23 protein-coding genes are annotated in these 25,984 nt (G+C 61.7%); 9 read left to right on the top strand and 14 right to left on the bottom strand.

Annotation, left to right across the window (positions count from 1 at the left end):
* Positions 1–59 precede the first annotated feature (59 nt).
* Positions 60–614, top strand: a complete 555-nt coding sequence (ilvN, locus tag CSQ87_RS02210; protein WP_100512259.1) for an acetolactate synthase small subunit — start codon at positions 60–62, stop codon at positions 612–614.
* A gap of 115 nt (positions 615–729) precedes the next feature.
* Here the strand turns inward: ilvN and cysS are convergent, their stop codons facing one another.
* Entirely contained in the window at positions 730–2,331 is a 1,602-nt protein-coding gene (gene cysS / locus CSQ87_RS02215; RefSeq protein WP_100512260.1) for a cysteine--tRNA ligase, read from the bottom strand.
* 222 nt (positions 2,332–2,553) lie between these two features.
* On the opposite strand from cysS, the gene CSQ87_RS02220 reads away from it, so the two are divergent.
* The gene (locus CSQ87_RS02220) at positions 2,554–3,288 is read left to right on the top strand and encodes a type 1 glutamine amidotransferase (protein ID WP_100512261.1); all 735 of its coding nucleotides are present in this window, start codon (positions 2,554–2,556) and stop codon (positions 3,286–3,288) included.
* 45 nt (positions 3,289–3,333) lie between these two features.
* Here CSQ87_RS02220 and CSQ87_RS02225 read toward each other — a convergent pair whose 3' ends face one another.
* From CSQ87_RS02225 to CSQ87_RS10750, 8 genes are all read right to left on the bottom strand, one after another.
* Positions 3,334–3,831: a S24/S26 family peptidase gene (locus CSQ87_RS02225; RefSeq protein WP_100512262.1), complete on the bottom strand. Its 498-nt coding sequence runs from the start codon at positions 3,829–3,831 to the stop codon at positions 3,334–3,336.
* Positions 3,824–4,090 carry a PqqD family protein gene (locus tag CSQ87_RS02230; RefSeq protein ID WP_100512263.1) on the bottom strand — a complete coding sequence of 89 codons (267 nt, stop codon included), beginning with the start codon at positions 4,088–4,090 and terminating at the stop codon, positions 3,824–3,826. Before CSQ87_RS02230 ends, CSQ87_RS02225 begins: the two co-directional genes overlap by 8 nt.
* Complete coding sequence (locus tag CSQ87_RS02235) at positions 4,090–5,832, bottom strand: ABC transporter ATP-binding protein (RefSeq protein WP_165776698.1); 1,743 nt, start codon at positions 5,830–5,832, stop codon at positions 4,090–4,092. Before CSQ87_RS02235 ends, CSQ87_RS02230 begins: the two co-directional genes overlap by 1 nt.
* Before the next feature lie 80 nt (positions 5,833–5,912).
* A complete protein-coding gene (locus CSQ87_RS10745) occupies positions 5,913–6,506 on the bottom strand; it encodes a hypothetical protein (RefSeq protein ID WP_133122319.1) in 594 nt (197 codons plus the stop codon).
* Positions 6,507–6,929: 423 nt separating this feature from the next.
* Positions 6,930–7,058, bottom strand: coding sequence for a hypothetical protein (locus CSQ87_RS11200; protein WP_276310745.1), 129 nt, complete (start codon positions 7,056–7,058; stop codon positions 6,930–6,932).
* Positions 7,059–7,106: 48 nt separating this feature from the next.
* Complete coding sequence (locus CSQ87_RS02240; protein WP_100512265.1) at positions 7,107–9,458, bottom strand: right-handed parallel beta-helix repeat-containing protein; 2,352 nt, start codon at positions 9,456–9,458, stop codon at positions 7,107–7,109.
* A gap of 374 nt (positions 9,459–9,832) precedes the next feature.
* Positions 9,833–10,693: a hypothetical protein gene (locus tag CSQ87_RS02245; protein ID WP_100512266.1), complete on the bottom strand. Its 861-nt coding sequence runs from the start codon at positions 10,691–10,693 to the stop codon at positions 9,833–9,835.
* A 65-nt stretch (positions 10,694–10,758) separates the two neighbouring features.
* The gene (locus CSQ87_RS10750) at positions 10,759–11,013 is read right to left on the bottom strand and encodes a hypothetical protein (RefSeq protein WP_133122320.1); all 255 of its coding nucleotides are present in this window, start codon (positions 11,011–11,013) and stop codon (positions 10,759–10,761) included.
* 189 nt (positions 11,014–11,202) lie between these two features.
* Between CSQ87_RS10750 and CSQ87_RS02255 the strand changes: the two genes are divergently transcribed.
* Complete coding sequence (locus CSQ87_RS02255; protein WP_133122321.1) at positions 11,203–12,588, top strand: nucleotidyltransferase domain-containing protein; 1,386 nt, start codon at positions 11,203–11,205, stop codon at positions 12,586–12,588.
* A 115-nt stretch (positions 12,589–12,703) separates the two neighbouring features.
* A complete protein-coding gene (locus tag CSQ87_RS02260) occupies positions 12,704–14,839 on the top strand; it encodes an ABC-F family ATP-binding cassette domain-containing protein (RefSeq protein ID WP_100512269.1) in 2,136 nt (711 codons plus the stop codon).
* Positions 14,840–15,501: 662 nt separating this feature from the next.
* On the opposite strand, the gene CSQ87_RS02265 is transcribed toward CSQ87_RS02260, so the two are convergent.
* Positions 15,502–15,924: a type II toxin-antitoxin system VapC family toxin gene (locus CSQ87_RS02265; RefSeq protein WP_100512270.1), complete on the bottom strand. Its 423-nt coding sequence runs from the start codon at positions 15,922–15,924 to the stop codon at positions 15,502–15,504.
* Positions 15,921–16,337 (bottom strand): FitA-like ribbon-helix-helix domain-containing protein, encoded by a 417-nt coding sequence (locus CSQ87_RS11090; protein WP_243388797.1) that lies wholly within the window; start codon positions 16,335–16,337, stop codon positions 15,921–15,923. Before CSQ87_RS11090 ends, CSQ87_RS02265 begins: the two co-directional genes overlap by 4 nt.
* Positions 16,338–16,459: 122 nt before the next feature.
* Here CSQ87_RS11090 and ffh point away from each other — a divergent pair, with 122 nt between their 5' ends.
* The 5 genes from ffh to rimM all read left to right on the top strand — a co-directional run bounded on the left by ffh (position 16,460) and on the right by rimM (position 21,343).
* The gene (ffh, locus tag CSQ87_RS02275; RefSeq protein WP_100512467.1) at positions 16,460–18,112 is read left to right on the top strand and encodes a signal recognition particle protein; all 1,653 of its coding nucleotides are present in this window, start codon (positions 16,460–16,462) and stop codon (positions 18,110–18,112) included.
* Between the two features lie 370 nt (positions 18,113–18,482).
* Positions 18,483–19,634 (top strand): endonuclease/exonuclease/phosphatase family protein, encoded by a 1,152-nt coding sequence (locus CSQ87_RS02280; protein ID WP_165776699.1) that lies wholly within the window; start codon positions 18,483–18,485, stop codon positions 19,632–19,634.
* 282 nt (positions 19,635–19,916) lie between these two features.
* Positions 19,917–20,378, top strand: a complete 462-nt coding sequence (gene rpsP, locus CSQ87_RS02285; protein WP_100512272.1) for a 30S ribosomal protein S16 — start codon at positions 19,917–19,919, stop codon at positions 20,376–20,378.
* Positions 20,379–20,380: 2 nt separating this feature from the next.
* Complete coding sequence (locus CSQ87_RS02290) at positions 20,381–20,611, top strand: RNA-binding protein (RefSeq protein WP_100512273.1); 231 nt, start codon at positions 20,381–20,383, stop codon at positions 20,609–20,611.
* A gap of 51 nt (positions 20,612–20,662) precedes the next feature.
* Positions 20,663–21,343 carry a ribosome maturation factor RimM gene (gene rimM, locus CSQ87_RS02295; RefSeq protein ID WP_207761089.1) on the top strand — a complete coding sequence of 227 codons (681 nt, stop codon included), beginning with the start codon at positions 20,663–20,665 and terminating at the stop codon, positions 21,341–21,343.
* A 121-nt stretch (positions 21,344–21,464) separates the two neighbouring features.
* On the opposite strand, the gene CSQ87_RS02300 is transcribed toward rimM, so the two are convergent.
* From CSQ87_RS02300 to arfA, 3 genes are all read right to left on the bottom strand, one after another.
* Entirely contained in the window at positions 21,465–22,544 is a 1,080-nt protein-coding gene (locus CSQ87_RS02300) for a LacI family DNA-binding transcriptional regulator (protein ID WP_100512275.1), read from the bottom strand.
* Between the two features lie 267 nt (positions 22,545–22,811).
* Positions 22,812–24,242 (bottom strand): MFS transporter, encoded by a 1,431-nt coding sequence (locus CSQ87_RS02305; RefSeq protein ID WP_100512276.1) that lies wholly within the window; start codon positions 24,240–24,242, stop codon positions 22,812–22,814.
* 50 nt (positions 24,243–24,292) lie between these two features.
* The gene (arfA, locus tag CSQ87_RS02310) at positions 24,293–25,822 is read right to left on the bottom strand and encodes an arabinosylfuranosidase ArfA (RefSeq protein ID WP_100512277.1); all 1,530 of its coding nucleotides are present in this window, start codon (positions 25,820–25,822) and stop codon (positions 24,293–24,295) included.
* Positions 25,823–25,984 lie beyond the last annotated feature (162 nt).

Genomic DNA, 25,984 nt, shown 5'->3' on the forward strand with positions numbered 1-25,984 from the left:
AGGCCGCAGGTTCATGCCATCGATCGTGATTGGTAGCAAGGAAGATTTGAGGTAAGCAAATGGCAAATTATCCCGCTTCTCAGCCCGGCGCCTCCCGCCACACCCTGTCGGTGCTGGTGGAGAACCGTCCCGGCGTGCTGGCCCGCATCGCCGGACTGTTCGCCCGCCGTGCGTTCAACATCAATTCGTTGTCCGTCTCCCCCACCGAGCGTCCGGACATCTCCCGCGTGACGGTGACCGCCGAGGTGGCCACGATTCCGCTGGAGCAGATCATCAAGCAGCTCAACAAGCTGCTGCACGTCCTCAAGATCGTAGAGCTCGACCCGGAGGACACCGTGGATCGCGAGCTGGTGCTGGTGAAGGTCTCCGCCGACGCGAAGACCCGTTCCGACGTGCTGGAGATCGTGCAGACCTTCCGCGTGCGCGTGGTCGACATGCATCCCGAGTCGCTGGTGATCGAGGCCACCGGCTCGGAGGCCAAGCTCGACTCGCTGCTGGCGCTGCTGGCCGACTACGGCATCATCGAGCTGGTGCGTTCCGGCTCCGTGGCGCTGAGCCGCGGTCCGAAGGCGCTGAGCGAGAAGGTCGTCGGCTCGGAAATTAAGGGCCGGTAAGAGTATCGAAAAATAAAGCCTCACAACTCGATTGATTACCCCGTATTCGGCCGGTTTTGGCCGGTACGGAGTCGAGTTGTGAGGCTTTGTTTTTTCGGAACCCTACTTCAGGACCTTACTTCAGGCTCCACACTGAGCCGCTGGGGCCGTCCTCGATGGCGATGCCGGCCGCGGCGAGGGCGTCGCGGATTGCATCGGCCTTGGCGAAGTCGCGGTCCTTGCGGGCCTGGGCGCGGGCCTCGAGCTGCTCGGAGATCAGGGCGTCGAGCACCTCATGCTCCTTCGAGCCCTCGCCGTTCACGTCGCCGGAGGAGACCCACTGCGGGGCGAGCGGATCGAGGCCGAGCGTGTCGAGCATCGCGCGCACCGACACGAGCACGGAACGGACCTCGGCCTTCGCGGCCGCGGAATCGGCGGCGTCGTCCAGCTTGCTCAGCAGGGTGTTGCCATTGCGCACCGCGGTGAAGATCGCGGCGGTGGCGCCGGCCACGTTCACGTCGTCGTTCATCGCCGTCACGAAGTCCTCGGGCAGATCGGCGGCCGGGACCGACGCGATCTCGTCCCATGCGGGCTGCTCACCGATGGCCGCACCCGCGCGCTCGACGAAGTTGCTCACGCGGTCGTAGGCGGACTGCGCCTCGGCAAGCGTCTGATCGCCCCATTCGAGCATCGAACGGTACTGCACGCTGGCCAGCGCGTAACGCACCACCCAGGCGGAATGCTCGGCCAGCACCACCGGCACCGAGAGACCGTTGCCCAGCGACTTGCTCATCTTCTCGCCCTTGGCGGTCACCCATGCGGAGTGCATCCACAGGTTGGCCGAGGGGAAGCCGGCGGCACGGGTCTGCGCCATCTCGTTCTCGTGGTGGGGGAAGCGCAGGTCGAGGCCGCCGCCGTGGATGTCGAAGCCGTCGCCGAGGTAGCGGTGGCTCATGGCGGAGCATTCGATGTGCCAGCCGGGGCGTCCGACGCCGAACGGGGTGGCCCAGCGGGCGTCCTCCGGGTCGGTGTCCTTCGGGGCCTTCCACAGCGCGAAGTCTCGCGGATCATGCTTGTCGGGCGAGGCATCGGCGGGGTCGACGGGATTGTACTTGTCGTCGCCGGCGGCGTCCACGCTCGGACCCATGCGGTCGGTCACTTCGGAGGCGGCGTCTGATTCGACGCCCTCACCCTGCTTCTGATGGGTCAGCTCGCCGTAATGAGGCCAGCTCGGCACGTCGAAGTACACGTTGCCGGTGGGCTTGCCGTCGGCGTCGGTGACCACGTAGCCGTGGCCGTTGTCGATGATGCGCTGGATCAGCTCGACCATGTCGAGGATGTGCCCGGTAGCGCGAGGCTCCACGGTAGGCGGCAGCACGCCCAGCGTCTCGTAGGCGGCGGTGAACTCGCGCTCGTAGATGTAGGCGCGCTCCCACCAGCGCTGGCCGGCCGCGGCGGCCTTGTCGAGGATCTTGTCGTCGATGTCGGTGACGTTGCGCACGAACGTGACCTTGTACCCCAGTCGGAGCATCCAGCGGCGAACCACGTCGAACGCCACGGCGGCGCGGATGTGTCCCACATGCGGCGAGCTCTGCACGGTGGCACCGCACACGTAGATGCCGACCCGGCCGGGCTTCAGCGGAACGAACGGGGTGACGCGATGGGTGGCGGTGTCGTACAGGTGAAGTCCCTTCGCCACGGAATCGTTGAAATCAAGCGCTTTTGGGGTATCTGTCATATTCACGAGCGTACTTTTGCAATACGACAACGCGCAAGGCTTTCCCCATACGTTTCGTTTATGGTTCGCTCCTCGTGGCCACGGCGCTGCGATTCGGCTCGGCTCGGTTCCGGATCGCGATCCGACGACCCGCCGGGGCAAACCCCGCAGTCCGCCACATCACTACGTTGCGAATGCGACATTTCGCGTGTGACATGTCGTTCGAGGTGCCACAATGGAGGTATGTCGCAATCTCAGGTACTGATTTTTCAACACGTTGAGTGGGAAAAACCCGGACGCATCCTCGACAACCTCGAAGAGATGTACGTACCCACGCAGATTCTCAACATCGCCAAGAAGAAAAAGCCCGACCTGCCCGATTTCAAGGACGTGGCCGGCGTGGTGATCATGGGCGGGCCGATGGGCGCCCAGGATTACGACAAGTACCCGGGCCTCAAGGCGGAGGCGAAGCTGGTGAAGGCCGCCGTGGCGGTGGGCAAGCCGGTGCTCGGCATCTGCCTCGGCCATCAGATCATCGCCGGTGCGCTGGGCGGCAAGCTCAAGCAGGGCAAGGCCCCGGAGATCGGATTCGCGCCGATCACCCGCATTGAGCAGCACGACTACTTCTCGATGTGGTCCAAGAGCCTCGAGGTGCTGCACTGGCACAACGACGTGGTGACGCTGCCGGCCGGCGCCCAGGTGCTCGCCCGCAGCCCGCTGACCAAGGTGCAGGCGTTCCGCGCCGGCACCGCGCTGGGATTGCAGTTCCATCTGGAGGTCACCGCCACGCTGTTCGAGGAGTGGCTCAGCGAGCCCTCGATGGTCAAGGACGCGAAGAAGGCCGGCGTAAGCGTCGAGAAGCTGCGCGACGACTTCGCCGAATACAATCCGCGGCTCATGCCGCTGGCCGAATCGGTGTTCTCCAGCTTCGCCGCCCGCTGCTCCACCTACGCCAAATCCCTCGACGCCGCCCGGTAAGGCGCGACGAACAACACTGCGTAATAAATTCCCTGAGTACCCCGCTCAACGTCCGGTACAGGCCCGATACAGGCCCTTGAGCGGGGTGCGGGCCAGCGCGCCCCTCAGCAGCCGACAACAATGCCGAATCGGATAGATCGCCACCCAGCATCGCACGTACAGACGGTATGGCCGCCCGCCGAGGTCGATCCGCCGATTCCCCCGGTAGCAGTCGGACAACACGCCGATCACCTGATCAGGACGAACATATTCCGGCGTGTAGGTGTTGTCTCCCCGAATCACATACCGTGTTTCGGACCGCGCGCCACTGACTCCGATCACCCGATGCAGCACATATGCGCCGTCGGTTTCCCGGCGGTACAGCGGTACGTCATACTTGTGCAGCACACCGTCCGGACGAACGTCCGCAATCGGCCTGATGATGATCGTATCGCGTCGATCGCGCAGCATCGGCCACATGCTCGTGCCGGATGTGGTGGAGACGAACAATCCTTCGGTCTCGAGGATCCGCTCGATATCCTCGGACCACGCCCGCTCAGTCAACGAGGAACCCGTTGTCTCGCATCTGCCGAACAAATGCGGTCACGTCGGTCTTCGCCTGCTCCTCGGTGATGTCAAATCGTTCAGTCAGTTCCTCGACGATCCGTTCCTCGCTGCGGCCGTCGGCCAGCGACTTCCAGATCATCTCCCCCGTACCGTTGAGCCGGATCATCCCGTGAAAATCCCTGCTTGCTTCTCCAGTGGCGATCACCACTCCCTGTCCGGCCACCTCACGCAGCACGAATCCATCCTTGATTCTCATCATCGTTCCTTTCTGTTGATGTCGTTGTTGATTCCGTTTTCGATGTCGTTCGACCGACCAAGCCGGATCGTCCGGTCGCAATACTCCAGCACCTCGGCTCGGTGGGTCACGATCAGTACGGTTTTGTCGTGCAGGGCGCGGATCCGCTCCAATACGGCCCGTTCCGTGGCGACGTCGAGAGCCGATGTGGATTCATCCAGCAGCAGTACCGGGGCACGGCTATACAGCGCACGTGCGATCGACAACCGCTGCATCTGGCCTTCGGATAGTCCGGCTCCCCGTTCGCCGAGCATGGTGTCGTACCGCCCGGGAAGCGCCTCGATGAATCCCGCCGCATCAGCGACCTCGCAGGCCCATCGCACACACTTGTCATCAATATGGTTGGGGTCGGCGTGAGGATCCGCAAACGCCACCACTTCGCGAATGGTCCCGGACATGAGACCGTTGCCCTGCGGTACGTAGGCGAACAGTCCGCGAGGGGCCTGTGTCGGGGGAATCCACCGGCCAGAGGTCATCTCGAACCTGATCGTGCCCGACTGCGGCACGTAGGCGCCAAGCAGCAGTTTCATCACCGTGCTCTTGCCGATACCGCTACGACCGGTGATCGCCACGAACTGTCCACGCGGAATCTCAACGGAGAAACCGCGCAGCACCTGATTGCGCCCGTAGGTGAAGTCTACGTGGTTGAATCGCAGGGCCATCAGATCGTCGGGAGACGGGGCCGTAGACGCCGTGGCCGAGCCATTTGTCGAAAGTTCGCCATCCCGTTTCGGCATCACGTCGATCAGCCGCTCGACGCTGGCGAGCATGGCCGCATGTTGGGGGAACATGCCGCCCAGCGCAGCGAAGGGCGATTGGATCTGCGCAATGAGCTGGATCACGGCCATCAGAGTGCCGTAGCTGATCGTGCCGTGCAGCAGACCATATCCGCACCACAGGAAGCCGATTAGATATCCGCCCTGCATGGCGACGTTCAAGCCTGTGGAAGCGAGGTCACTGGCCGCCACACGACGGAGACGGGCCCGCTGATGATCGGCCATGCGACGACCGGCCCAATCCAGCATTTTCGTGCCAACGCCAAACGACTGGATCACCAGCAGACTTTCCAGGCATTCCTGCATGAACGAGCGAACACGGCCCTCGGCCTCCTGCACCCGTTTGTGAAGCCGTTTCAGCCATCCGCGCAACAGCACCGAGAATATGGTCATCATCAGGCCGGCGGCGACAAACACACCGGTGAGCGCGGGCGAAAGCAGGAACATCACGGCGATGACGCCCACTATGCGGATGGCCATCGATACCGCCACCGGAGCCAGTGTGGTGACCGCTTCGGATACCACGGTGATATCCGAAGTGAGTCGGTTCATCAGTTCACCGGAATGATATCGGGAGGCATGCGCGGCATCGGAGCGGAGAATCCCGCCGAATACCGTGGATCGCAGTCGGTTGTCCATCGTCGATCGGGAAAGCTCCCCGACGTAGACATATGCCGCGCGCAGCAGAATCTGCACCAGCAGCACCGAACCGAACAACACGCCCATAAACCAAAATCGTGCCGAATCATGGGCGACCGCCGCATCAATGGCGTCTCGCATGAGCAGCGCGTAGCTCACGCCGATCGAAGCCATGCCCGCCTGCAACACGCAAAGCAGTAGCACCAGCCACACGGCTTTGCCGCATACGCCAAGCAGCCATCGATACGCCTTCCACGACGACTCACCGAGGATCTTCTTCAACTTCATATCCGTGTTCCAGACCATCATTTCATCGCGATTTCACCGTGCCGGCACCGCTCGATACCGTGGATACCGCACCCAGATCGTCAGTAGGATTTGCTCCAGTGGCTACCGTCCCGTTCCGTGACGACGCCTGACTCTCCGCTGACATCGGTATCACCCTGCTTGCCCGTACTGTTCTTCGAGGAGGACGAGCCGGATGACTTGCCGGAAAGACCTGGGGTGTCCACATAACTGTTGCCGCTGCCATTCGATTTCGTCGTGGCTCCGCCGGTCGCAGTGGATCCGCCGGTCGCAGTGGCTCCGCCGGTTGCGCCGTCCTCTTCCACGACCGCGCCGTAACCGTTGCCGCTCTGGCTCTGCTGATCGGTTGACGTGCCCTCGGTACCAGAGGATTGACCGTTCTGCTGCCCCGACTGTCCGGACTGGGATCCTGTGGTTTCGCCATTCGTTCCGGTCGAGGCGGATGCCGACGGCGACGACACATTTCCTGATTGGGATGAGGAAGAGCTTTCCCCGGTGCCCGAATGGCTCCCGGATCCGCCGGTGGATAGCGCTGACCATGCGAAGACCAGAATGACAATCAGCGCCACTACAGCCGCAACGACGATGCCGATCCTGATTCGGACACGACCTGCCTGCGATCGACGTCGTTCACTATCGTCTGCGTGCTTTCCCATATCAATAAACCCCCTGAATACCGGTGAATCCCGACGATGCCCATATGAGATTACGGCCCAGCCGGTGTATAACGTCTTCAATGAGTAAGGCCCGGATACGAAGTCCGGGCCTTAAGGCGCACGATGAGCACAAGTACCGATCAGTACGAGCAGGACCATTCGGGTTCAGCCCAAGTGCCGGTGTTCGAACACCAATGCCAACCCGGTCCCGGAGCGCCACTGCTGGTTCGCACGATGTCGTTCGAGGCGAACCGCACGATATGCATGTTCGGCTTCTCGTATGATTCAGCGCCATTGCGCATATGCAATGCTTTCTGCATCATCAAATCCTTTCACAACAAACGAGAGGAGGAGGCCCCGGAAACTGATTCCGAGACCTTCTCCTGCTTCGTCATCATCGTTCAGCGAATGAACGGATCGAAATCACTGCTTGGCGGAAACGCCGGTGCCCGGCCACGGCACGTCGGTGTCGCCGGCGCTGGTGCGGACGATATCGGCGCCGGTCAGCGCGATGACGGTCATCGACGGCTTGGTGTATTCAGTGTTCTGCATAATATGCTCCTTGCTTTTCTTGGGTTTGATGATTATTCGGTTTGGGTATTATCGAAGGGCCGCGGAGACGTCCAGAAGGCCCTGAGCGTAGTCCTTGACCACACCGGAGACGGTGCCGTCCTGAACGATGGCCTTGGCCACCTGATTCACCGAACGGGACTGCTCGACAGGGTCGAATACCGTGACGGACGTGCCGTCGGGCGTCTTGTACGTCAGGCTCATACGCACCCTGATGGCGGTGTCGTACTGATCCTTCGGCACATTGGTGAGCACCAGATTGTTAACGGTGTAGCCTTCGGTATCGGTGTACGGGTTCTTGGCGGTCGCATCGAAGTTGTTGATGCCAGGAATGGTGTACGACCAGCCAGCGGACTGGTACTGCAGGTTCTTGCCCAGCATCTTGGTGCGGTAGCTGAAGCGAAGGTTGGCGGTGTCCTTGACCTGCGGGGTATCGACGCGCAGCGAACCTCCCAGGAACTGGATCTTGTACGCCTGCTCAACCGGGATCAGGTAGGCGACAACGTCCTTAGAACCCTGCTGAGCAGGCTTGGACAGCGTCGAGTCGGTGTACCAGCCGGCGAATGCCAGACCGTTGACGTACGGGGCCTTGGCCTCATAGGTCGAACGAACGATCACATTGGCATCAGCACCACTGCCATAGACGACGTCCCTCGAGGTCATCTTGCCGGTGTTGAACAGGGGGTTGAAGTAGACATCGGCCGTGTTGTCCTTCAGCGCGTTCTTCTTCAGCACGATATCGGTGCTGGCGGAGGTCTTGCCCTGCCAGGAGCTGTAGCTGAGCGCCATGTAGGTGCCGGTGACCTTGTTGTCGGTCAGGTGCAGTCCCTTGACGTCGGAAATCGCCACGGCATAGCTCTTATTGGGCAGAGCCGTGCCATCGACGACATTGCCAGAAGCGGTGATCCCCTGCACGCCGTACTTGCCGTCGGTGTTGCCGTTGGCGACGACGAACATGGCACTGCCGCTCGTCACGTTCGGAGCATCCTTGGTGAAGGTCACCGTGTTGTTATTGACGGTGGTGTCCGCGATGGGGGTCGTACCGCCAACAAAGTTGATGCCGACGGCGGAGTTGTAATGGGAACGACCAAGCTTGAACGTGTTGTCGTGGATGTTCGTGCCGCTCACGCCCTGCTCCAGCCAGATCGAGCTGGGCTGGAAATCGACCTGTCCCTTGTACACGCTCGGAATGGAGAACGTGTTGCCGGTGATCTCAACGTCCTTCGCGCCGTTGGAGACGATCACGCTCTGCTGTACGCTACCGGACTGAAGCTTGCCGTCCTTGAACACCAGATCGTTGTTGTCGATCAGGAAGCCGAGGTTGGACACCTTGGAACCGCTGGCCTTCAGACGAATCGATCCGTTGAACGTCAGACCGGGCTGTGCGGCGGTGAACGTCACCTTGGTGTTGAAGGTGTACTGCGAGTGGTTGCTCACATTCTTCAGCACGGTGATGGTGGCGCCGTCCTGCGCGTTGGCGGCCTTGACGGCATCAGCGATCCATCCGTACGAAGTGGTCTTGCCACTGGCATCGGTCAGCAGCGCACCGACGGCCTCGTTCGTGTTTACCGCAAACGGCTTCTGTACGCTCGTGTACGTATCTGCGGAAATCGAAACATCATCGCTGGAGGAGGTCGAACCCTGCCAGATGCTCTGGAAGATACCGCCAGCGGCATTGCTCACCGTATTGCCGACGAACCTGATGCCCTTGACATTGGCCAATCCGGCAAAACGAGCGTTGGCGGAGTCCGCGGCACCGTTGTAGGTATTACCTTCGACGGTCACATTCTGAATGCCGTACTTGCCTTCAGTGCTGCTGTTGCCCATGGCGATCAGCAGCTGAATGGAACCCGACCTCGTAGCATCGGCGGCAGGAGCCGTCACGGTCACCTGATTGCCTTTGATCGTGACGTCATGAATGTTGTTGTTTCCCCAGCCGACCAGATTGACGGCCTGATTCGAATTCGAATCGGCAGCCACGGTGCCGGTGCCATTGGTGTCATTCAGACGACCGAGGTTGAACTCGTTGTCGGCAATGGTGAAGTTGGCGGAACCACGGACCCACACGCCGTTGTACTGCCACTCCTTGCCTTGGAACAGGGCACTCGGGGAATTGAAGACGTTGCCGCTTACCGTCACATTAGTGACGCTTTCCAAAGCCACGGCATTGAAGGTACCTTCGGCACCTGCCGCGGGACGGTCGAAGGTCACGCCCTTGACCGAAGAGCCGTCGGCGCCCTTGTTGAACGTCAGGGTACCCGCGAAGGAGACTCCCTTGTCAGCTGTGATGTTGAGCTTTTTGTCGATGCTGACATGCTCGTCCGTATTGGCGGTGATCACCACGGTCTGACCCGCCTGCGCGGCGGCAATGGCATCCGCCAATGTCGGATAGGCCGCGCCATCAACCGTGGCTACGTTCTTCGATGCCGCCGGTTGGGTTACTGCGATATCAGTATCCCCCCCCCCCCCGTTAGAATCTCCTGCTGCATATGAAGCAGGAGCGACAGAGGCAAGAGCCGCGATCATCGCGAAGCCGGCAAACACCCCCGTTCCTACTTTCAAAATCCTAGCTGACATCATTAATGTCCCTCTTCCGTCTTGGGAATAAAACAGTGAAATCACGTAGTTGCCGGCAGTGTTATGCATGCCTTACCTACAACCAACCCCCATGATAACACCCCTATACCCTCGATACACCCCCGATTCCAGACGCTTAAATATGGTTACTGTCTATGATCGAACGTCACCGAAGCCGATTACTCAACCATGGCGCCCGCGCTGGCCTTTACCGCGGCTTCGCTGATCGTGCATGACAGTCGGTATACCGGAACCTCGCGCAACACCGTATCCAGCAGATCCAACGTATCGGCCGCCTTCGAAGGATCGGACGGCATATACGTCTGCTGAAGAATCAATGGCATGGCTTCGGCCGCATCGATCCGTTCGCACGTATTCGCCACGCCGTCATCGTCCATGAATGCCGTGCGGGTCGACGCCGACTCATTGTCGAGCTCCCTGGATTCCTCCCGAGCCCGGGTCACCACGCAGATACCCGCCACCGGAGCGTTGACGTTACGCTGCCAACGCTCCTTGCCTGCCCACGGCGTGCCGTAGGCGGTAACAGTCGCACGGCCACGAAGACCGAGATCAGCTCCCATTTCCCCGCGGGAACCGTTGTCATCGGCGGAATCATCAACCTTCAGCATTGGCTTATCACCGTTGATGATGTCAACCCGATCGCCAAACACCTGTTTCCACAGTCGAATATGCGTGGTCTTCCCGGTCCCACTCGGCGCGGTGAAGATATAGGCCTTCCCCTGATATTCGAGCGTGGCCCCGTGAAACACCAGACGCCGATAGCCAGGTGCCACCTCGGCGATCCTACGGAACACGGCCAGTGTCTCCAGATACGGATCGCTCCAGTCGCCGGGTTCCCCGATCTCACGCTCGTGGTCGATATCGGCCTGCGAAACGTCAACGACGATATCCGCCTTCGCCGCGTCCTTGTCAAACCCCGCCGACGGCAAAAGATAGTCGGCACTCTGTTGGGCGATTCGATCGTATACCGACCGCACCGCCACATTGAGACCGGCCACACGCATGAGAAAATCAGTCATGCCGCCATCATACGGCGCGATGACGGACCGAGAACCGGCCAGACAACACGGCCATCGTCATACGATCAGACCGAAGTCAACGCGACACTCAACGACATGATCGACGAGATGCTCGCAGCCGATCCCGAGGAGTCACCGGAGAACACGCCTGAGACGAACAGCGACACCACGATCACGATCGCCGCAAAGACAACGAAAAATCCCACGGCGAGACCGCTACCGAGCTTGGTGACCGACGGCCGGTTTCGTTCGCCATCTCGTCGGGAGGAACGGGGCCCACCAACGGTACTGTTTACGGATCGTTTTCTGGATTTGCTCATGACGGTACCCCGCTCCTTGACCTATGCCGATACTGAATCGTAATGATATTGACTCGCAACGATATGCGGCCTCATGTATCAGGAAATCGGCCACGTCGATATCATGGCGGTATGCCGACGGCGATGACATGCGTGACCGTCCGCCAGCTCCACCCAGCCGATCAGACATTTCAGATATTGGAGGCCATCATGACACAGCACGACATATCGTCGCGCACTGAGGAGATGCCACCCGCCCAGTTGCGGCGACTGGGTGATCAGCTGGTCGAACTGATCGCGGCGGCGCTACGGGAGGATCGGCCGGACGACGACGGTGATCAGCGTAATACCGATCCGTCCGATATCAACTCGCAGGATATCAACTCGAAGGATTGGGTCTCGCTCTACGAGCTGGCCGCCTTCCACAGCGTGGAGGCCTTGACCTGGACCGGCATGAGCGGGACGATACGCGAACAGCTGCCGGAAGATCTCGCTGCGAAATGGCGTAACGACGCCGATCTCACCCTGTTCCGTCAGCTCGCCTACGATGCGGATCGGGAGTCCATATTGGCCGATTTCCGCAACGCCGGACTGTCATGGCTGCCGTTGAAGGGCATTGTGACCGCCACCTATTATCCGCAGCCCGGTCTGCGGTCCATGGGCGATCAAGATCTGGTGTTCGGATTCACGCAGTACGACGATGCACTTGGCGCGTGGCGGTTCCGCGGAAACAATGCGGACGAGCGCCAGGCAAAGGAGATTGAGGCCAGCGATCTCGCCAAATCGATTATGGAGGCACACGGATACCATAAGCGGACCGAATGGGAGCGGGAGCTCTCCTATGTGCGAGGCGGTCTCCATTTCGAGCTGCATCGCTGCATCGTCACCGATACGGAACGATCGCAGGGATATTACGACGATGCGATGAACCGGTATTACGCCAATCCGTGGCAGCTAGCGATCCCCGACGACGAAGGCTCCGGAAACTCCGAAGACGGTCACGCCGGCGGATTCCATTTCCGCCCGGATGACGAATACGTATTCCACATCGCCCACATGATGAAGCACTACCGATCCTCGGGATTCGGACTGCGGTTCCTTGCCGACGAAGCGGTGTTCTGCCGCAGATTCAGCGGCACCGGAGACGGTAATACCGGCGAACGATTCGACTGGGATTACATTCACGCCGAACTGCGCAAGCTGGAACTGGACCAGTTCGAGACCATGGTGCGATCATTGTCTCTCGCCCTGTTCGATCATCCGCGCGACTGGCGGCGACACGTCGGACCGAGCGAGCGCCAGCTGTTCGCGGAGATCATCGAAAGCGGAGTGTATGGCACGAAACGCAACGGAGCCACGAAGAGCTTCGATCGCCAACGTCAGGCCGCGCAACGTGAGGGACGCCGGACACGCGTAGGACTGATCTACGGATGGCGGCGAATCTACCCGCCGAGATCATGGGTGGAACAGCATTTTCCCGAATGGGCCGGCACATGGTGGAAGCGGGCGTTGCTGCCACTGTATCGCGTGGCGAGAGGTCTGCGACGGCATCCGAAGGACCTGCTGTTCGAGCTGAAGCTCATACTGCGCAAGTAGACCGCGATTCTTTTCGCACTTCTTTCGTGCTTTTCCGCATTCCCTCCCGCGGCGCCCACGGCCGGCACCATCGCCCGCGGGGCCTTGACTTGGGCGGGCGGTAGATTGGTAGTTTGTGCCTACTTATGATCTTGGATTGGAACACGTTTCGCTCGCCTTCGCCACGAAGACCATCTTCACCGATGTGACCCAAGGTGTGTTCGAGGGCGACCGCATCGGCATCGTCGGCCGCAACGGCGACGGCAAGTCCACGCTGCTGCACCTGTTCAACGGCACGCAGGAGCCGGATTCCGGCCGGGTGACCAAGCGCGGCGGACTGACGTTCGGCATGCTCGACCAACGCGATCCGCTCGACGATAACGCCACGGTGCGTCAGGCCGCGCTCGAGGGTCGCGAGGACTACGAGTGGGCGGCCGAGACCAAGTCGCGTGAGATCGTGGAGGCGTTGCTGGGCGGCATCGACCTCAACGCCCGCATCGGCTCGCTGTCCGGCGGCCAGCGCCGGCGCGCCGATCTGGCCCGGCTGCTGCTCAAGGACTGGGACATTCTGGCGCTCGATGAGCCGACCAACCATCTCGACGTGGTCACGATCCACTGGCTGGCCGAGCATCTGAAGAACCGCTGGGCGAACGGTTCTGGCGCGCTGCTGCTGGTGACGCACGACCGCTGGTTCCTCGACGAGGTGTGCTCCTCGATGTGGGAGGTGCACGACGGGGTGATCGACCCGTTCGAGGGCGGCTATTCCGCATACATGCTGCAGCGCGTGGAGCGTGACCGTCAGGCCGACGTGCGCGAGACGAAGCGCCGCAACCTTGCCCGCAAGGAGCTGGCGTGGCTCACGCGCGGCGCAAGGGCCCGTTCCACCAAGCAGAAGTTCCATGTGAAGGCCGCACGAGAGCTGATCGCCGACGTGCCGCCGGTGCGCAATACGCTCGAACTCAAGCAGATGGCCACCTCGCGTCTGGGCAAGCAGGTGGTGGATCTCATCGACGTGACGCAGATCTTCGCCAAGAATTCGCGTACGGCCGGCGACGAGGGCAACGGCGACGCGGCCGGTTCGGGCGACGGACAGGGCAGCCTGCCCGAGGATTTCGTCAACGCCATGTACGCCGAACCGCAGCCGCACGGCTCGATCGAGGTCGCGGTCGATACGATGGCCGATCCCCGTCTGGTGGACGCCGGCGTGCCCGAGGCGGTCGAGGCCGCGGCGAAGGCCCGCGCCGAAGCCGAGGCATTGGCCCGCGAACAGGGCGTTGCCGAAGTGCAGGTGAAGCCGGAGGTCACGTCGGCCGCACAGCGTGTGACCGTGTCGGGCCGCAAGATCCTCGACGATGTGACCTGGCTGATCGGCCCGGGCGACCGCATCGGCATCGTCGGTGCGAACGGCGCCGGCAAGTCCACGCTGCTCAAGCTGCTCGACGGCACGCTCACCCCGACCGCCGGCCATGTGAACATCGGCAAGACCGTGAAGTTCGCCGTGCTTTCCCAACGACTGGACGAGTTGGAGAAGCTGGGCAAGTACAAGATCAAGGAAGTGCTCAGCCGATATAAGCCCAGCTACATCGTGGACGGCAAGGAGGTGACGCCCGGTCAGCTCATGGAGCGTCTGGGATTCGAGTCCGCGCAGCTGATGACCCCGATCCGTGATCTTTCCGGCGGACAGAAGCGACGCATGCAGCTGCTGCTGATCCTGCTGGACGAGCCGAACGTGCTGATCATGGACGAGCCCGGCAACGATCTCGACACCGACATGCTCGCCGTGATGGAGGATCTGCTCGACACCTGGCCCGGCACGCTGATCGTGGTCTCCCACGACCGGTATCTGCTGGAGCGCGTGACCGATCAGCAGTTCGCACTGTACGACGGCAAGGTGCGTCATCTGCCCGGAGGCGTGCAGGACTATCTCGACATGGTCGAGCACCTGCAGAAGACGGGAGCGGATTCCGGAGCCGGCAAGTCGACGCAGGGTTCCGCGGCGAACGCGACGGAGGCCGATGGATCGGGCGACACCGACGATAAGCCGAAGCTGTCCGGCAAGGAATACCATCAGATCACCCGACGCATTTCGGCCATCGAACGCAAGCTCGCCAAGCTTGAGGAACAGAAGAGCGACCTTGAAGCGAAGATGGCGGCGCACGACCCCACCGACTTCGAAGGTCTGAACGAGCTCAACGGGCAGATGCAGGCCATCGCCTCGGAGAGTGACGACCTCGAAGCGGAGTGGATGGAGCTCAGCGAACAGGTCGAGTAGGTGATCTCGCCTCAGATCCTCCCAGATCGCGCATCGTTCTGGTGGGGGCGGCGGGGGCATGTGATTCGCGATACGCTCCGGGCCGCTTGGCTGAACCCGTTAAGAAAACGCCAGAGGCGTTTTTAGGGTTCAGGCGAGCCGACAGGCGAGCAAACAGAATGCCGGCCGAAGGACCGTCCATTCTTGCGGGATTGAACCCGTTAAGAAAACGCCAGAGGCGTTTTTAGGGTTCAGGCGAGCCGACAGGATTTCACCGATGAACGGCAGAGCCGTTCATCGGTGAAATGTGAGCCGACAGGCGAACGAAGGCCCGAAGCGCAGCTTCGTCCGTCACCTCATCCGACCGGCATATGCCGGCCACCTTCGAGCAGGAACGGACGGTCTACGACCGCGTCACCATGCTCGCCTGTCGGCTCGCCTGAGCCCGGCAACCGCCTCCGGCGCCCGCTTAACGGGCTCAGCCTCAAGGGGAAGGCAGGAGGACTTCGTCGCTTCGGTGCCCCATCCGACAGGCGAGCATAAGGAACAGGTCAACAGGCGAACGAAGGACCAAATCTTAGGCTCCCCCCTCTTGGGGGAAGCTGTCGGCTAAAGCCGACTGATGAGGGTCTTCGAACGAAACTTCGTCCGTCACCTCATCCGACCGACGAAAACAAACGACGTTAGTTCCAATTCCAGGGATTGATCAGTGTGACGCCAGTCCCCTCGAAATCCTTGATGTTGCGCGTGGCCAGTGTGCAATCATTGGCCAGAGCCGTAGCGGCAATCTGGGCATCGGCAGTCATGATCGGCCGCCCCATCCGCTGCCGTTCCACCTTGATCCGTGCATATCGCAATGCAGACGTTGCATCGAACGGCAGAACTCGTTCGACAAATGGGGACAACATGCGATTGAGCACCATGCTCAACTCATGCTGTCTCCTGCCTGCCGGCATGCGCCAGCATCCGTAGAACAATTCCGCCACGGTGATCGCCGTTATGGCAAAATCCTCGACGGAACGCCCTGCAAACCACTGCATTACCGACTGATCCGGCCGCGGCCTCACCAGTTCACTGATAACATTCGTATCCAACACAATGGTCATGCGGATGCTCCCCCTTCAGCCGACCGTCCGTCAGCCTCTTCGGTATCCGCCCAATCGACAAATTCGATATCCCTCTGCTCTTCCGCCCGACGATCAGGAATGGGAAACTCCTCATTGTCAAATCCGTCGATACCCATTTCCGCCATGAAGTCTCTCATCTCCTGCGCGAAATTCGTGGTTTTCATCTCCTCGTGCGCCACATAGCTGGCCGTCCATTCCTCGATCACCGATCGCATCTGCGACTCCATGGAACGGTTGTTGTCCTTGGCTGCCTGCTTGAGCACCACCACGCACTCCTCGGGCACCCGCCGGATCGTCAATGTGCGCACCTGCCCCGAATCATTCGCCCTGTGCTCTGCCGACCCGCTCTCTGCCGACCCGTTCTCCGCCGCTCCGCTTCCATCCGAAACCATGGCGCCCTCCTTGCCTGCATTATGCTGTCACCATTTATGCTAGCATAATGCATGCACCACCACCAAACACCACAGCCAACGCGGCACCCCGCTTTTCCCGCCGCATCGGTAGACTTGGGGACATTATGGCTTTTAACTCTTTGACTGACAGGCTTTCGAACGCCTTCAAGAATCTGCGTTCGAAGGGCAAACTCACCGATGCCGATATCGACGGCACGATCCGCGAGATCCGTCGCGCCCTGCTCGACGCCGACGTGGCCCTCGACGTGGTCCGCTCCTTCACCTCCCGCGTGCGCGAACGCGCGCTCGGCGCCGAGGTCTCCGACGCGCTGAACCCGGCCCAGCAGGTGGTCAAGATCGTCAACGACGAGCTGACCGAGATCCTGGGCGCCGGCGTCGACCGTCCGCTCAACTTCGCCAAGAACCCGCCGACGATCATCATGCTCGCCGGTCTGCAGGGCGCCGGTAAGACCACGCTCGCCGGCAAGCTCGGCTACTGGCTCAAGGACGCCGGCCACACCCCGCTGCTCGTGGCGGCCGATCTTCAGCGACCGAACGCCGTGACCCAGCTGCAGGTGGTGGGCGAACGCGCCGGCGTGCCCGTCTACGCCCCCGAGAAGGGCGTGCAGTCCGATGGCGGCGACGAGGTCAGCGCCCCGGGCGAGACCACCGGCGATCCGGTGAAGGTGGCCCGCGATTCCATCAAGCTCGCCAAGGACAAGCTCTACGACACGGTGATCATCGATACCGCCGGCCGACTCGGCGTGGACGACGTGCTGATGAAGCAGGCCCGCGACATCCGCGACGCCGTGCAGCCCAACGAGATCCTGTTCGTGATCGACGCGATGATCGGTCAGGACGCCGTCAAGACCGCCAAGGCCTTCGACGAGGGCGTGGACTTCACCGGCGTGGTGCTTTCCAAGCTCGACGGCGACGCCCGAGGCGGTGCCGCACTGTCCGTGGCCAGCGTGACCGGCAAGCCGATCCTGTTCGCCTCCACCGGCGAGGGTCTCAAGGACTTCGAGGTCTTCCACCCCGACCGCATGGCTTCCCGCATCCTCGACATGGGCGATATCCTCACCCTGATCGAGCAGGCGCAGAAGCAGTTCGACGAGGAGCAGGCCCGCGCCGCGGCCGCCAAGCTCTCCGAAGGCGAGTTCGGTCTCGACGACTTCCTCGAGCAGCTGCAGCAGGTCCGCCAGCTCGGCCCGATGAAGAACCTGCTGGGCATGATCCCCGGCATGGCCCAGCACCGCAAGGAGCTCGAGGCCTTCGACGAGAAGGAAGTGGATCGCACCGAGGCCATCATCCGTTCGATGACCCCCGAGGAGCGCCGCAACCCGAAGATCATCGACGGCTCCCGTCGCGCCCGCATCGCCTACGGTTCCGGCAACACCGTCTCCGCGGTCAACGGACTGCTGCAGCGATTCGAGCAGGCTGCCAAGATGATGAAGCGCATGAGCAGCGGCCAGCGCGGCTTCCCCGGCATGGGAGGCCCCGGCGGTACGAAGTCCAACCGCAAGGGCAAGGGCAAGAACAAGAAGAAGGGCGGCAAGTCCGGCAACCCGATGAAGCGCGAGGCCGAGGAGAGGGCATTGCGCGAGCGTCTCGCCGGCAAGTCCTCCGGCAAGAAGTCCTCCGGCTCCGCGTTCCAGAAGCAGCCGCAGAACCCGGCCCTGCCCGCCGGACTCCAGCAGGCCATGGGCGGCAACGGCATGCCCGATCTCCCGCCGAACCTCGGCGGCGGTCTCGGCGGTCTGCTCGGCGGCCGCTGATCACGACTCCGGAAGCCGGGAGGACATAACCCCGGACTCTTCCGGAAACCATCGTTTCGGGCTCCCCTCCTATCGGTGAGGGGAGCCCTCGTTATCGTCACCGCCGGCAGTCGCCGGCATTCGATTCATGCCAAAAACATCCTCATCTAACCGGCAGCGGGCGTCCCAACGCCGCGAACTGCTCAGACGCGCCACGAATCCCGAGCCCGATGGGCGTGCGCGCGCCGGCAAGCAATCCCGCGGCACACAATCCCGCGGCAAGCAATCCCGCACCCGCCGTCCCGCGTCCCGCAGACCGAACAGCTCGAAAAGTCCGCGCCGATCACGCGGAACCACCAGATCATCAGCCGTCAATCCAAGGAATCATCGCATGACCCTTCTGCTTTGGCTTTGCGTCATCGGCATCGCGCTATGGATGGCGCTCAAATATCTGCCCGCCGGCACGGAACGGTTCCGTCCGCTTCCCGAGGCCGTCGCGCTGATCCCGCTGCTGATCGCGCCGCTTGCGCTGGTCGCGATCGTCGCCCTGTTCACCCATCACCGCGCACCGCTGGCGATCGCGATCGTCCTGATCATCGTGCAGCTGGTCTGGCAGACCGGCTACGTCATACCGATTCCGGACTCGTGGACGGACGCGCTGGCCGTGCCGAGGCAGACCGTCGCCGCGTCGACGTCCGCGTCACCATCATCCTCCCGCACCTTGCGCGTTATGAATCTCAACACCCGCTACGGCCGGGCGGACACCGGCTCCATCGTGCACGAGGTGGAGATGGATCGCATCGACGTGCTCGCCGTGGAGGAGATCAACGACGACTTCGTCAAGCGCATGCAGGACTCGCATATCGCCGATCAGCTGCCATATCTGGTCCTCGGCGACTCGGCCAAAACCGATAACGGCGGCTTCAACGCGATCTGGAGCCGATACCGGATCACCGATTTCTCCACCGATACGCTGAACATCCACGCGGCGGCCGTGCCGAGCGCCACCGTGGACGTCGACGGCGCCGCGGTCACCGTGGCCGCCGTGCACACGAAGTCCCCCGCCCGGTCCGGCGCGGACTGGAGTCAGGGCATCCGTAACATCGGACTGTTCGGCATCGAACCGACCACCCGTCATGCGCTGATCGCCCAGGCCGAGTCCACCGGCGTGGAGCCCACCGAACAGATCGAGCAGACCGACTCCGGCAGCGGATCGATCGCAACCGGCGGCACCGCCACACCGGCCGCGGCCACCCCGCGCACCGTAGTGCTGGGCGACATGAACGCCAGCGTCTACCATCCCAGTTTCCGCTACGCGCTGGCGCTGGGCAGGAAGGCCTGCGGTCCCGGACTGGCCGACAGCTCCTTCGAACTGCACCGCGGCTGGCACAACACCTTCCCCGCCACCTGGCCCGGCTTCCCCGCGCTGATCGAGATCGACCATGTACTGCACACCCCAGGTCTGAAACCTAACTGGGCGAAGACGGTGAAGATCCCGCGGGCCGATCACAAGGCGCTGATCGTGGAGCTCAGGGTCGTGTGACCGACCAACCGGCTACCCGGTCATCCAGCCGACCATCCGACACGCCGGATCGGCCCCGATCCCGGTTACGGCCCCTCCCCCGGTTACGGCATCGCAAACCCGAAGCGAATCAAGACTCGCTTCGGGTTTTCCTATTGGAAAAGTGTGGTTATACTAGTTAGTTGTTATTCGCAAACCGTGGCGCCCTCTACACCCCGGCGAGCGAGGACACGTGGGTTCTCGGATTCCGTGCCCCACACAGAAACCGAAAACTCGCAACCCTATCCAATAAGGAGAGCCATTTTGGCAACCAAGATTCGTCTGAAGCGCCTGGGCAAGAAGCACTACGCCTTCTACCGCGTCGTCGTCATGGATTCCCGCAAGGCCCGTAACGGCAAGACCATTGAAGAGATCGGCATCTACGATCCCAACAAGCAGCCCTCGCTGATCCAGATCAAGTCTGACCGCGCTCAGTACTGGCTGGGCGTTGGCGCGCAGCCGACCGAAGCCGTCTTCAAGCTGCTGAACATCACCGGCGATTGGCAGAAGTTCAAGGGCCTGCCGGGTGCTGAAGGCACGCTGAAGGTCGCCGCCGAGGGTCCGGACGCCGAGGCCCGCGTGGCCGCCGCCGCCGATGAGGCCCAGAAGCTGAAGGCCGCCAAGGCCGAGGCCGAAGCGAAGGCCAAGGCTGAAGCCGAAGCCGCCGCTGCCGCCGAGTCCGAAGAAGCTCCGGCCGAAGAGGCCGCCGAGGAGAAGGCTGAGTAATCATGCTCGCAGAAGCCGTCGAACATCTGATCAAGAACATCGTCGATTTCCCGGATGACGTGTCCGTCCGTTCCCACGAGAACAACCGCGGCGAACTGCTTCGCGTGCGGGTGAACCCGGAGGACATCGGACGCGTGATCGGCCGCAGCGGCCGTACCGCGAATGCGATTCGCACCGTGGTGCAGGCGCTGTCCGACCACAAGGTCCGCGTGGACATCATGGATGTTCGTTGAGTTGGTAGGATGGTGGCCCGCAAGGGTTAACTTCCAACTCAAGGATCAGGACTGATGGCTGAACATCTCTCTGACAACCCTCAGCAGCGTGAGTTGCTGAGGGTTTGTCGTATCGGACGCGCCCAGGGACTCAAGGGCGAGGTCAACGTACGCGTCTTCACCGACGAGCCGGAGGAGCGATTCTCTCCCGACTCCGTGCTCTTGGCCCGTGACGGCCGCGAATTCCGCGTCGTCAGGTCACGCAAGTTCAAGGACCGCTGGATCGTCCTGTTCGCCGGCGTGACCGATCGCAATGCCTCCGAAGCGCTCAACGGCACCGATCTGTATGTGGAGCCGAGTCACGGGATCGGCGAGGGAACCGACGAGACGGACGAGGACGACGACGGCTTCTACGCCGAGGAGCTGATCGGTCTGGAGGCGAGGATCTACGCCGATTATGCGGCGGACGCCGATGCGACCGATGGGCCGGCCGAGTCCGGTGACTCCGATGAGACCGAGTCCGAAACCGAGGAGGACGGTGACTCCGAGGAGATCGCCGCGTCCGGGCCGTACGAGGTCGCCGGCAAGGTGACCGACGTGATGGAGAACCCGGCCCAGTGGCTGCTCACCATCACCGAGCCGAGCGGGGCCGAGTCGTTGGTCCCATTCGTCGAGGAGATCGTCCCCGAGGTCAACGTCGAGGAGGGCTATCTCGTCCTCACTCCCCCGAACGGTCTGCTGCAGGACCGGTAAAGGGACCGTCTGGGAGACTGCCGACTGGTTTTTGGTCATTCCAAGCTTGAAGAGCCGGTTTTCGGGCCGTTCAAGCTTGGATTTGCCAATAATCATCTGCCGCACGATCCAAGGAACGGTTTCATCCCCTTCCGAAACGGGTGGAGTCCCGTTCCACCAGGGTGTATCCGGTCATGTGGAATCTGGGTGCTCCGTCGTATCCCTGCATCCGCTCCAACAGCATGTCGAATGCCGTGTTGGCATATTCCCGCAGCGAGGGGTCTATGGTGGTGAGCGTGGGGTTGGTGAACCGGCCTTCATCGATGTTGTCATGACCGCTGATCTGCACGTCCTCGGGCACACGCAGACCCCGACTCGCACAGGCGTGCATCACGCCGATCGCGATCTCGTCGGTGAAGCAGACCATCGCGTCCGGAGGCGTCATGCTCTCCAACATCGTGCAGGTCATCTCAAACGACTTGCTGGTGGCCCACACTTCGTCACAGCAGACGAGATCCCAGTCGGGAATCATTCCGCGTTTGACAAACGCATCGCAGAATCCTTGAAATCTCAGACTGGCGGCACCTTCGGTCATGGAAGATACCTGATCCAGCAGTGCCTGCGAGGTTGTCTCCCCCGATCTCACCGCATGAATCACGGATGATAACGACTCAGGGGCTCCGAATGCCCCTACCCTTCTGCATCCCGAGTCCAAGAATCGTCCGGTCACGTATTCGATCGCCGCGCGATTCGACATCGCCACGTTGTCGAAATGTACCGCGGAGGAATATTCGCCCACCTGCACGGTCGGCTTGTTCCACGAGGAGTGGATGAATCCGTTGCGACTTTTCGGCGTAGGATGCAGAATCCATCCGTCCGTGGCCAGGGTCGACGCCTCCTGAATGAACTCCGGCAACCGACCGCCATACGTATTGATGATCACGCCATACCCCTTGGCATGGGCCGCCTCGGAAATCGCGTTGATGAGATGCAGGAAGAACGGGCGGAACTCCTCGACGGCAATGCCGATCACCTTGGTACGGCCCGTTTTCAACGATCGGGCGGAGACATTGAGCTGGTAGCCCATCCTGTCCATCACGGACTGCACCCGCTTGCGGGTCTCTGGCCTCATGCTGCCCGAATCGTTGATCACATTCGATACGGTTTTGATCGACACCCCTGCCTCGCGGGCAACGTCCTTGATGGTCACCCGTTTACGCATGTCAGTCCCTTTCGTCGTCCAACTCTGTTCGTCATTTAACCCCGTCACTCACGATCCGATCCGTTCCACGGTCCGTATCGTTCCACACGATCCCGCAAGATCATGCCAGTCGTCGTGCTCTTCATCAATCATAGAGAACGACATGACTGGTGCGGCTGGATATCGCCCACCCACACCAGTCATCCGACGGACCGATCAGCCTGATCAACCGGATCGATCAACCCAGCCGATCGGATCATGACCCAATCGACCGCGATCAGGCCGACACTAGGCGGACACTCCCTGCCGCCGCTCGGCCTCGGCCTGTCGCTTTGCCACTCCGGCCATGATCTCGTCGTACTTCTTGTCGATGTCGTAGAAGCACATGATCACCACGCACACGACCAGCAGAATCGCCGGACCCCACAGGGAGATCTGGTAGATCGCATTGATCGCGCTTGCGGACTGCGTGGCGGCAAGACCGTCATACCCGCCGAAGGCGAGAATCCAGCCGACCAGTGCGGTGCCGAGACCGGAACCGATCTTCTGGCCTAGGGAGCCACCGGAGTAGAGCAGTCCTTCGTTACGCACGCCGGTCTTGTAGTAGCCGTATTCGATGGTGTCGGGGAACAGCGCCCACACGGCACCGGCGATCGGTCCCTGCCCGAGACCGCGCAACACCTGTGCGACGACGAACAGTTCGAGATTGGTGGGGTTGAGCACCGGCAGGATGAAGCCGACCGCATACACCGCCGAGCCGATGAGCAGACAGATCGTCTTGCCGAACCGGCCGAACAGTTTCGGGCAGAACGGCAGGAACGCCATGGTGGGGATCAGGTAGGCGAAGGTGAGGACGCCGACGATGCCTTCGTTGTTCAGCACATACTTGGCGTAGTACACCAGACCGCCCTGATACAGCGTCTGCGCGATGGTAAGCAGAATGAAGTAGAAGAACGCAAGGAACCAATACTTGTTCTGCAACAGCGCGTGGAAGCTCTCCTTCAGAGGAACCTGTTCCTCCACATCGGCGGTGTGCACGCGCTCCTTCTGGGTCTTGAACACCACGAGGAACAGCACCACGGAGATGCAGGAGAGGATGGCGTAGGTGATCGCCCATGCCATCTGGGTGCCGCCGAAGAGCTCCACCATCGGGTACGTGCAGTTGGTGACGATCAGCACGCCCACCTGGGCCAGCAGCATACGCCACAGATTGAGGCCTTCGCGCTGGGCACGGTCCTGTGTGACCATGGAGTTCAGCGTGCCGTATGGGATGGCCATCGAGGAGAAGGCGATCATCAGCAGGTTGTACGAGATGAAGATGTATCCCACCTTCCATGTCTCGGACCACCCGGCCGGCACGGTGAACAGCAGGACCGTGAACAGGGCGAACGGCACGCAACCGAATAGCAGCCACGGTCGGGCCTTGCCCCACTTGGTATGGGTCTTGTCGATCAGGGAACCGACCACCATGTCGATGACGCCGTCGAACGACCGGGAGAACAGCATGATCGTGCCGATGATACCGGCGGCCACGCCGATCACGTCGGTGTAGAAGTACACCACGTAGAGGTTGAGCGAGGCGAAGGTGAAATTGATGGCGGTGTCACCGATGCCGTAGCCGATGTAGTCCTTGATGGTCAGCGGCTGACGGAAGGAGTGGGCGGCGGGCGTCTGCACGGTGACGGAGCCCGAAGGTTTTGCGGAAGTCGTGGTGGACATGGTTTCCTCCCCGTATGCCTTCTATGGTTTCCTATGGTCTCGGCAAGCGGTCACTTGCAGTGGATGATGGTCCAGGAGATCGGCGGCACGGTCACCTTCACGGTGCCGGAGGCGACGTCGAGCTCGGCGGTGGGGTTGTCGGCGGGAACGACGTGGTTCTGGTCGTCGGCGGTGTTGCGCGCGTTCGGATCGTCGTCGTGCAGGGTCTGTGCCTCCACCGTGGTGTAGGAGGCGCCGGCCGGCAGGCTGATTTCGAATTCGCCGGTCTGATCGGCCGAGCGGTTTGCCACGAATACGGCGAGCGAGCCGTCCTGTTCCTGCACGGCGACGGAGTTCAGCGTATCGACGTCGCCGTACTTGTCGGTGTGGTGACGATCGGAGGCGAGCTTCGGCTCCAGCACCGTGCCGCCCTTGGCGTGCTTGGCGGTGAGCGCGAACGGGTAGAAGGTGGTCTGTCGCCAGGCGTCGCCGCCGGCCACGGTCATGATCGGGGCGATGACGTTGACGAGCTGGGCGAGCGAGGCGGCATGCACGCGATCGGCGTTCTTCAGCAGCGTGATGAGCAGGTCGCCGAACACCATCGCGTCGGCGGCGGAGTAGATGTCCTCCAGCAGATGCGGGTGCTCGGGCCAGTTGCCGATGCCTTCGGGGTTCTTCGAGGGTTCGGAGTCCTGATACCACACGTTCCACTCGTCGAAGGAGATGTAGACCTCGTGGTCGGACTTGAGTCTCGCCTTGGTGGCGTCGATGGCGGCGGCCACGTCCTTGATGAAGGAGTCCATGTCGGCGCCGGAGGCAAGGAAGCTGGTCACGTCGCCGTTCTTCGGCCAGTAGTAGGCGTGGCAGGAGATGAAGTCGACCAGATCGAAGGTGTGGGTGAGCACGGTTTCCTCCCACTGCCCGAACGATGGCATCTCATGCTGGGACGAGCCGCAGACCACCAGCTCCAGATCGGGGTCGATCTGCCTCATGCCAAGGGCCGTCATACGGGCCTTCTTGGCGTAGTCTTCGGCGTTGAGATGGCCGAGCTGCCAGTCGCCGTCCATTTCGTTGCCGAGACACCACATGCGGATATTGAACGGCTCGTCGGCGCCGTTGGCACGACGACGCTCGGAGAGCTCCGTGCCGCCGGGGATATTGGCGTATTCGAGTAGATCCAAAGCCTCCTGCGTGCCTCGCATGCCGAGATTCACGGCCTCCATGAGCTCGTTGCCGCCCGTGGCCTCAAGCCATTTCGTCATCTCGTGCAGGCCGAACTCGTTGGTTTCGGTGGAATGCCACGCGAGGTCGAGGCGGCGGGGTCGGTTCTCCTTCGGGCCGACGCCGTCCTCCCAACGGTATCCGGAGACGAAGTTGCCTCCCGGGTAGCGCACGGTGGTCACTCCCAGTTCCTTGACCAGATCGATCACGTCCCGACGGAAACCGTTCTCGTCGGCGGTGGGGTGGGTTGGCTCGTAGATGCCTTCGTAGACGCATCGGCCCAGATGCTCAACGAAGGAGCCGAAGAGCCGGTCGTTGACGGGGGCCACTTCGAAGGCCGGATCGACGGTGAGTCTGGCATGGGCTGGGTTGGTGGTCATTATGGTTTCCTTTCAGAGGACTGGTCGTTGGACGACATCGGCACAACTTGGATACGGATAGTACAACGTTGTTCTTAACGGCACTGAAATCTCTATTTCTTTCGTGGTTAATGTTGGTTATTTGTTGATAAATCAGTACCTGTAGTTAAGTACAACCTTGTA

The sequence above is a fragment of the Bifidobacterium simiarum genome (genome assembly GCF_002802905.1).
Taxonomy (GTDB): domain Bacteria; phylum Actinomycetota; class Actinomycetes; order Actinomycetales; family Bifidobacteriaceae; genus Galliscardovia; species Galliscardovia simiarum.

Coding starts and splice junctions, on each gene's coding strand:
- CSQ87_RS02235 (WP_165776698.1), bottom strand. CDS start 5,832: ATGAAGTTGAAGAAGATCCTCGGTGAGTCGTCGTGGAAGGCGTATCGA.
- CSQ87_RS02245 (WP_100512266.1), bottom strand. CDS start 10,693: ATGACTGATTTTCTCATGCGTGTGGCCGGTCTCAATGTGGCGGTGCGG.
- CSQ87_RS02265 (WP_100512270.1), bottom strand. CDS start 15,924: ATGACCATTGTGTTGGATACGAATGTTATCAGTGAACTGGTGAGGCCG.
- ilvN (WP_100512259.1), top strand. CDS start 60: ATGGCAAATTATCCCGCTTCTCAGCCCGGCGCCTCCCGCCACACCCTG.
- CSQ87_RS02300 (WP_100512275.1), bottom strand. CDS start 22,544: ATGCGTAAACGGGTGACCATCAAGGACGTTGCCCGCGAGGCAGGGGTG.
- CSQ87_RS02255 (WP_133122321.1), top strand. CDS start 11,203: ATGACACAGCACGACATATCGTCGCGCACTGAGGAGATGCCACCCGCC.
- CSQ87_RS10750 (WP_133122320.1), bottom strand. CDS start 11,013: ATGAGCAAATCCAGAAAACGATCCGTAAACAGTACCGTTGGTGGGCCC.
- CSQ87_RS02305 (WP_100512276.1), bottom strand. CDS start 24,242: ATGTCCACCACGACTTCCGCAAAACCTTCGGGCTCCGTCACCGTGCAG.
- CSQ87_RS02290 (WP_100512273.1), top strand. CDS start 20,381: ATGCTCGCAGAAGCCGTCGAACATCTGATCAAGAACATCGTCGATTTC.
- CSQ87_RS11090 (WP_243388797.1), bottom strand. CDS start 16,337: ATGGTTTCGGATGGAAGCGGAGCGGCGGAGAACGGGTCGGCAGAGAGC.
- cysS (WP_100512260.1), bottom strand. CDS start 2,331: ATGACAGATACCCCAAAAGCGCTTGATTTCAACGATTCCGTGGCGAAG.
- CSQ87_RS02280 (WP_165776699.1), top strand. CDS start 18,483: ATGACCCTTCTGCTTTGGCTTTGCGTCATCGGCATCGCGCTATGGATG.
- CSQ87_RS02220 (WP_100512261.1), top strand. CDS start 2,554: ATGTCGCAATCTCAGGTACTGATTTTTCAACACGTTGAGTGGGAAAAA.
- CSQ87_RS10745 (WP_133122319.1), bottom strand. CDS start 6,506: ATGGGAAAGCACGCAGACGATAGTGAACGACGTCGATCGCAGGCAGGT.
- arfA (WP_100512277.1), bottom strand. CDS start 25,822: ATGACCACCAACCCAGCCCATGCCAGACTCACCGTCGATCCGGCCTTC.
- CSQ87_RS02230 (WP_100512263.1), bottom strand. CDS start 4,090: ATGAGAATCAAGGATGGATTCGTGCTGCGTGAGGTGGCCGGACAGGGA.
- CSQ87_RS11200 (WP_276310745.1), bottom strand. CDS start 7,058: ATGCAGAACACTGAATACACCAAGCCGTCGATGACCGTCATCGCGCTG.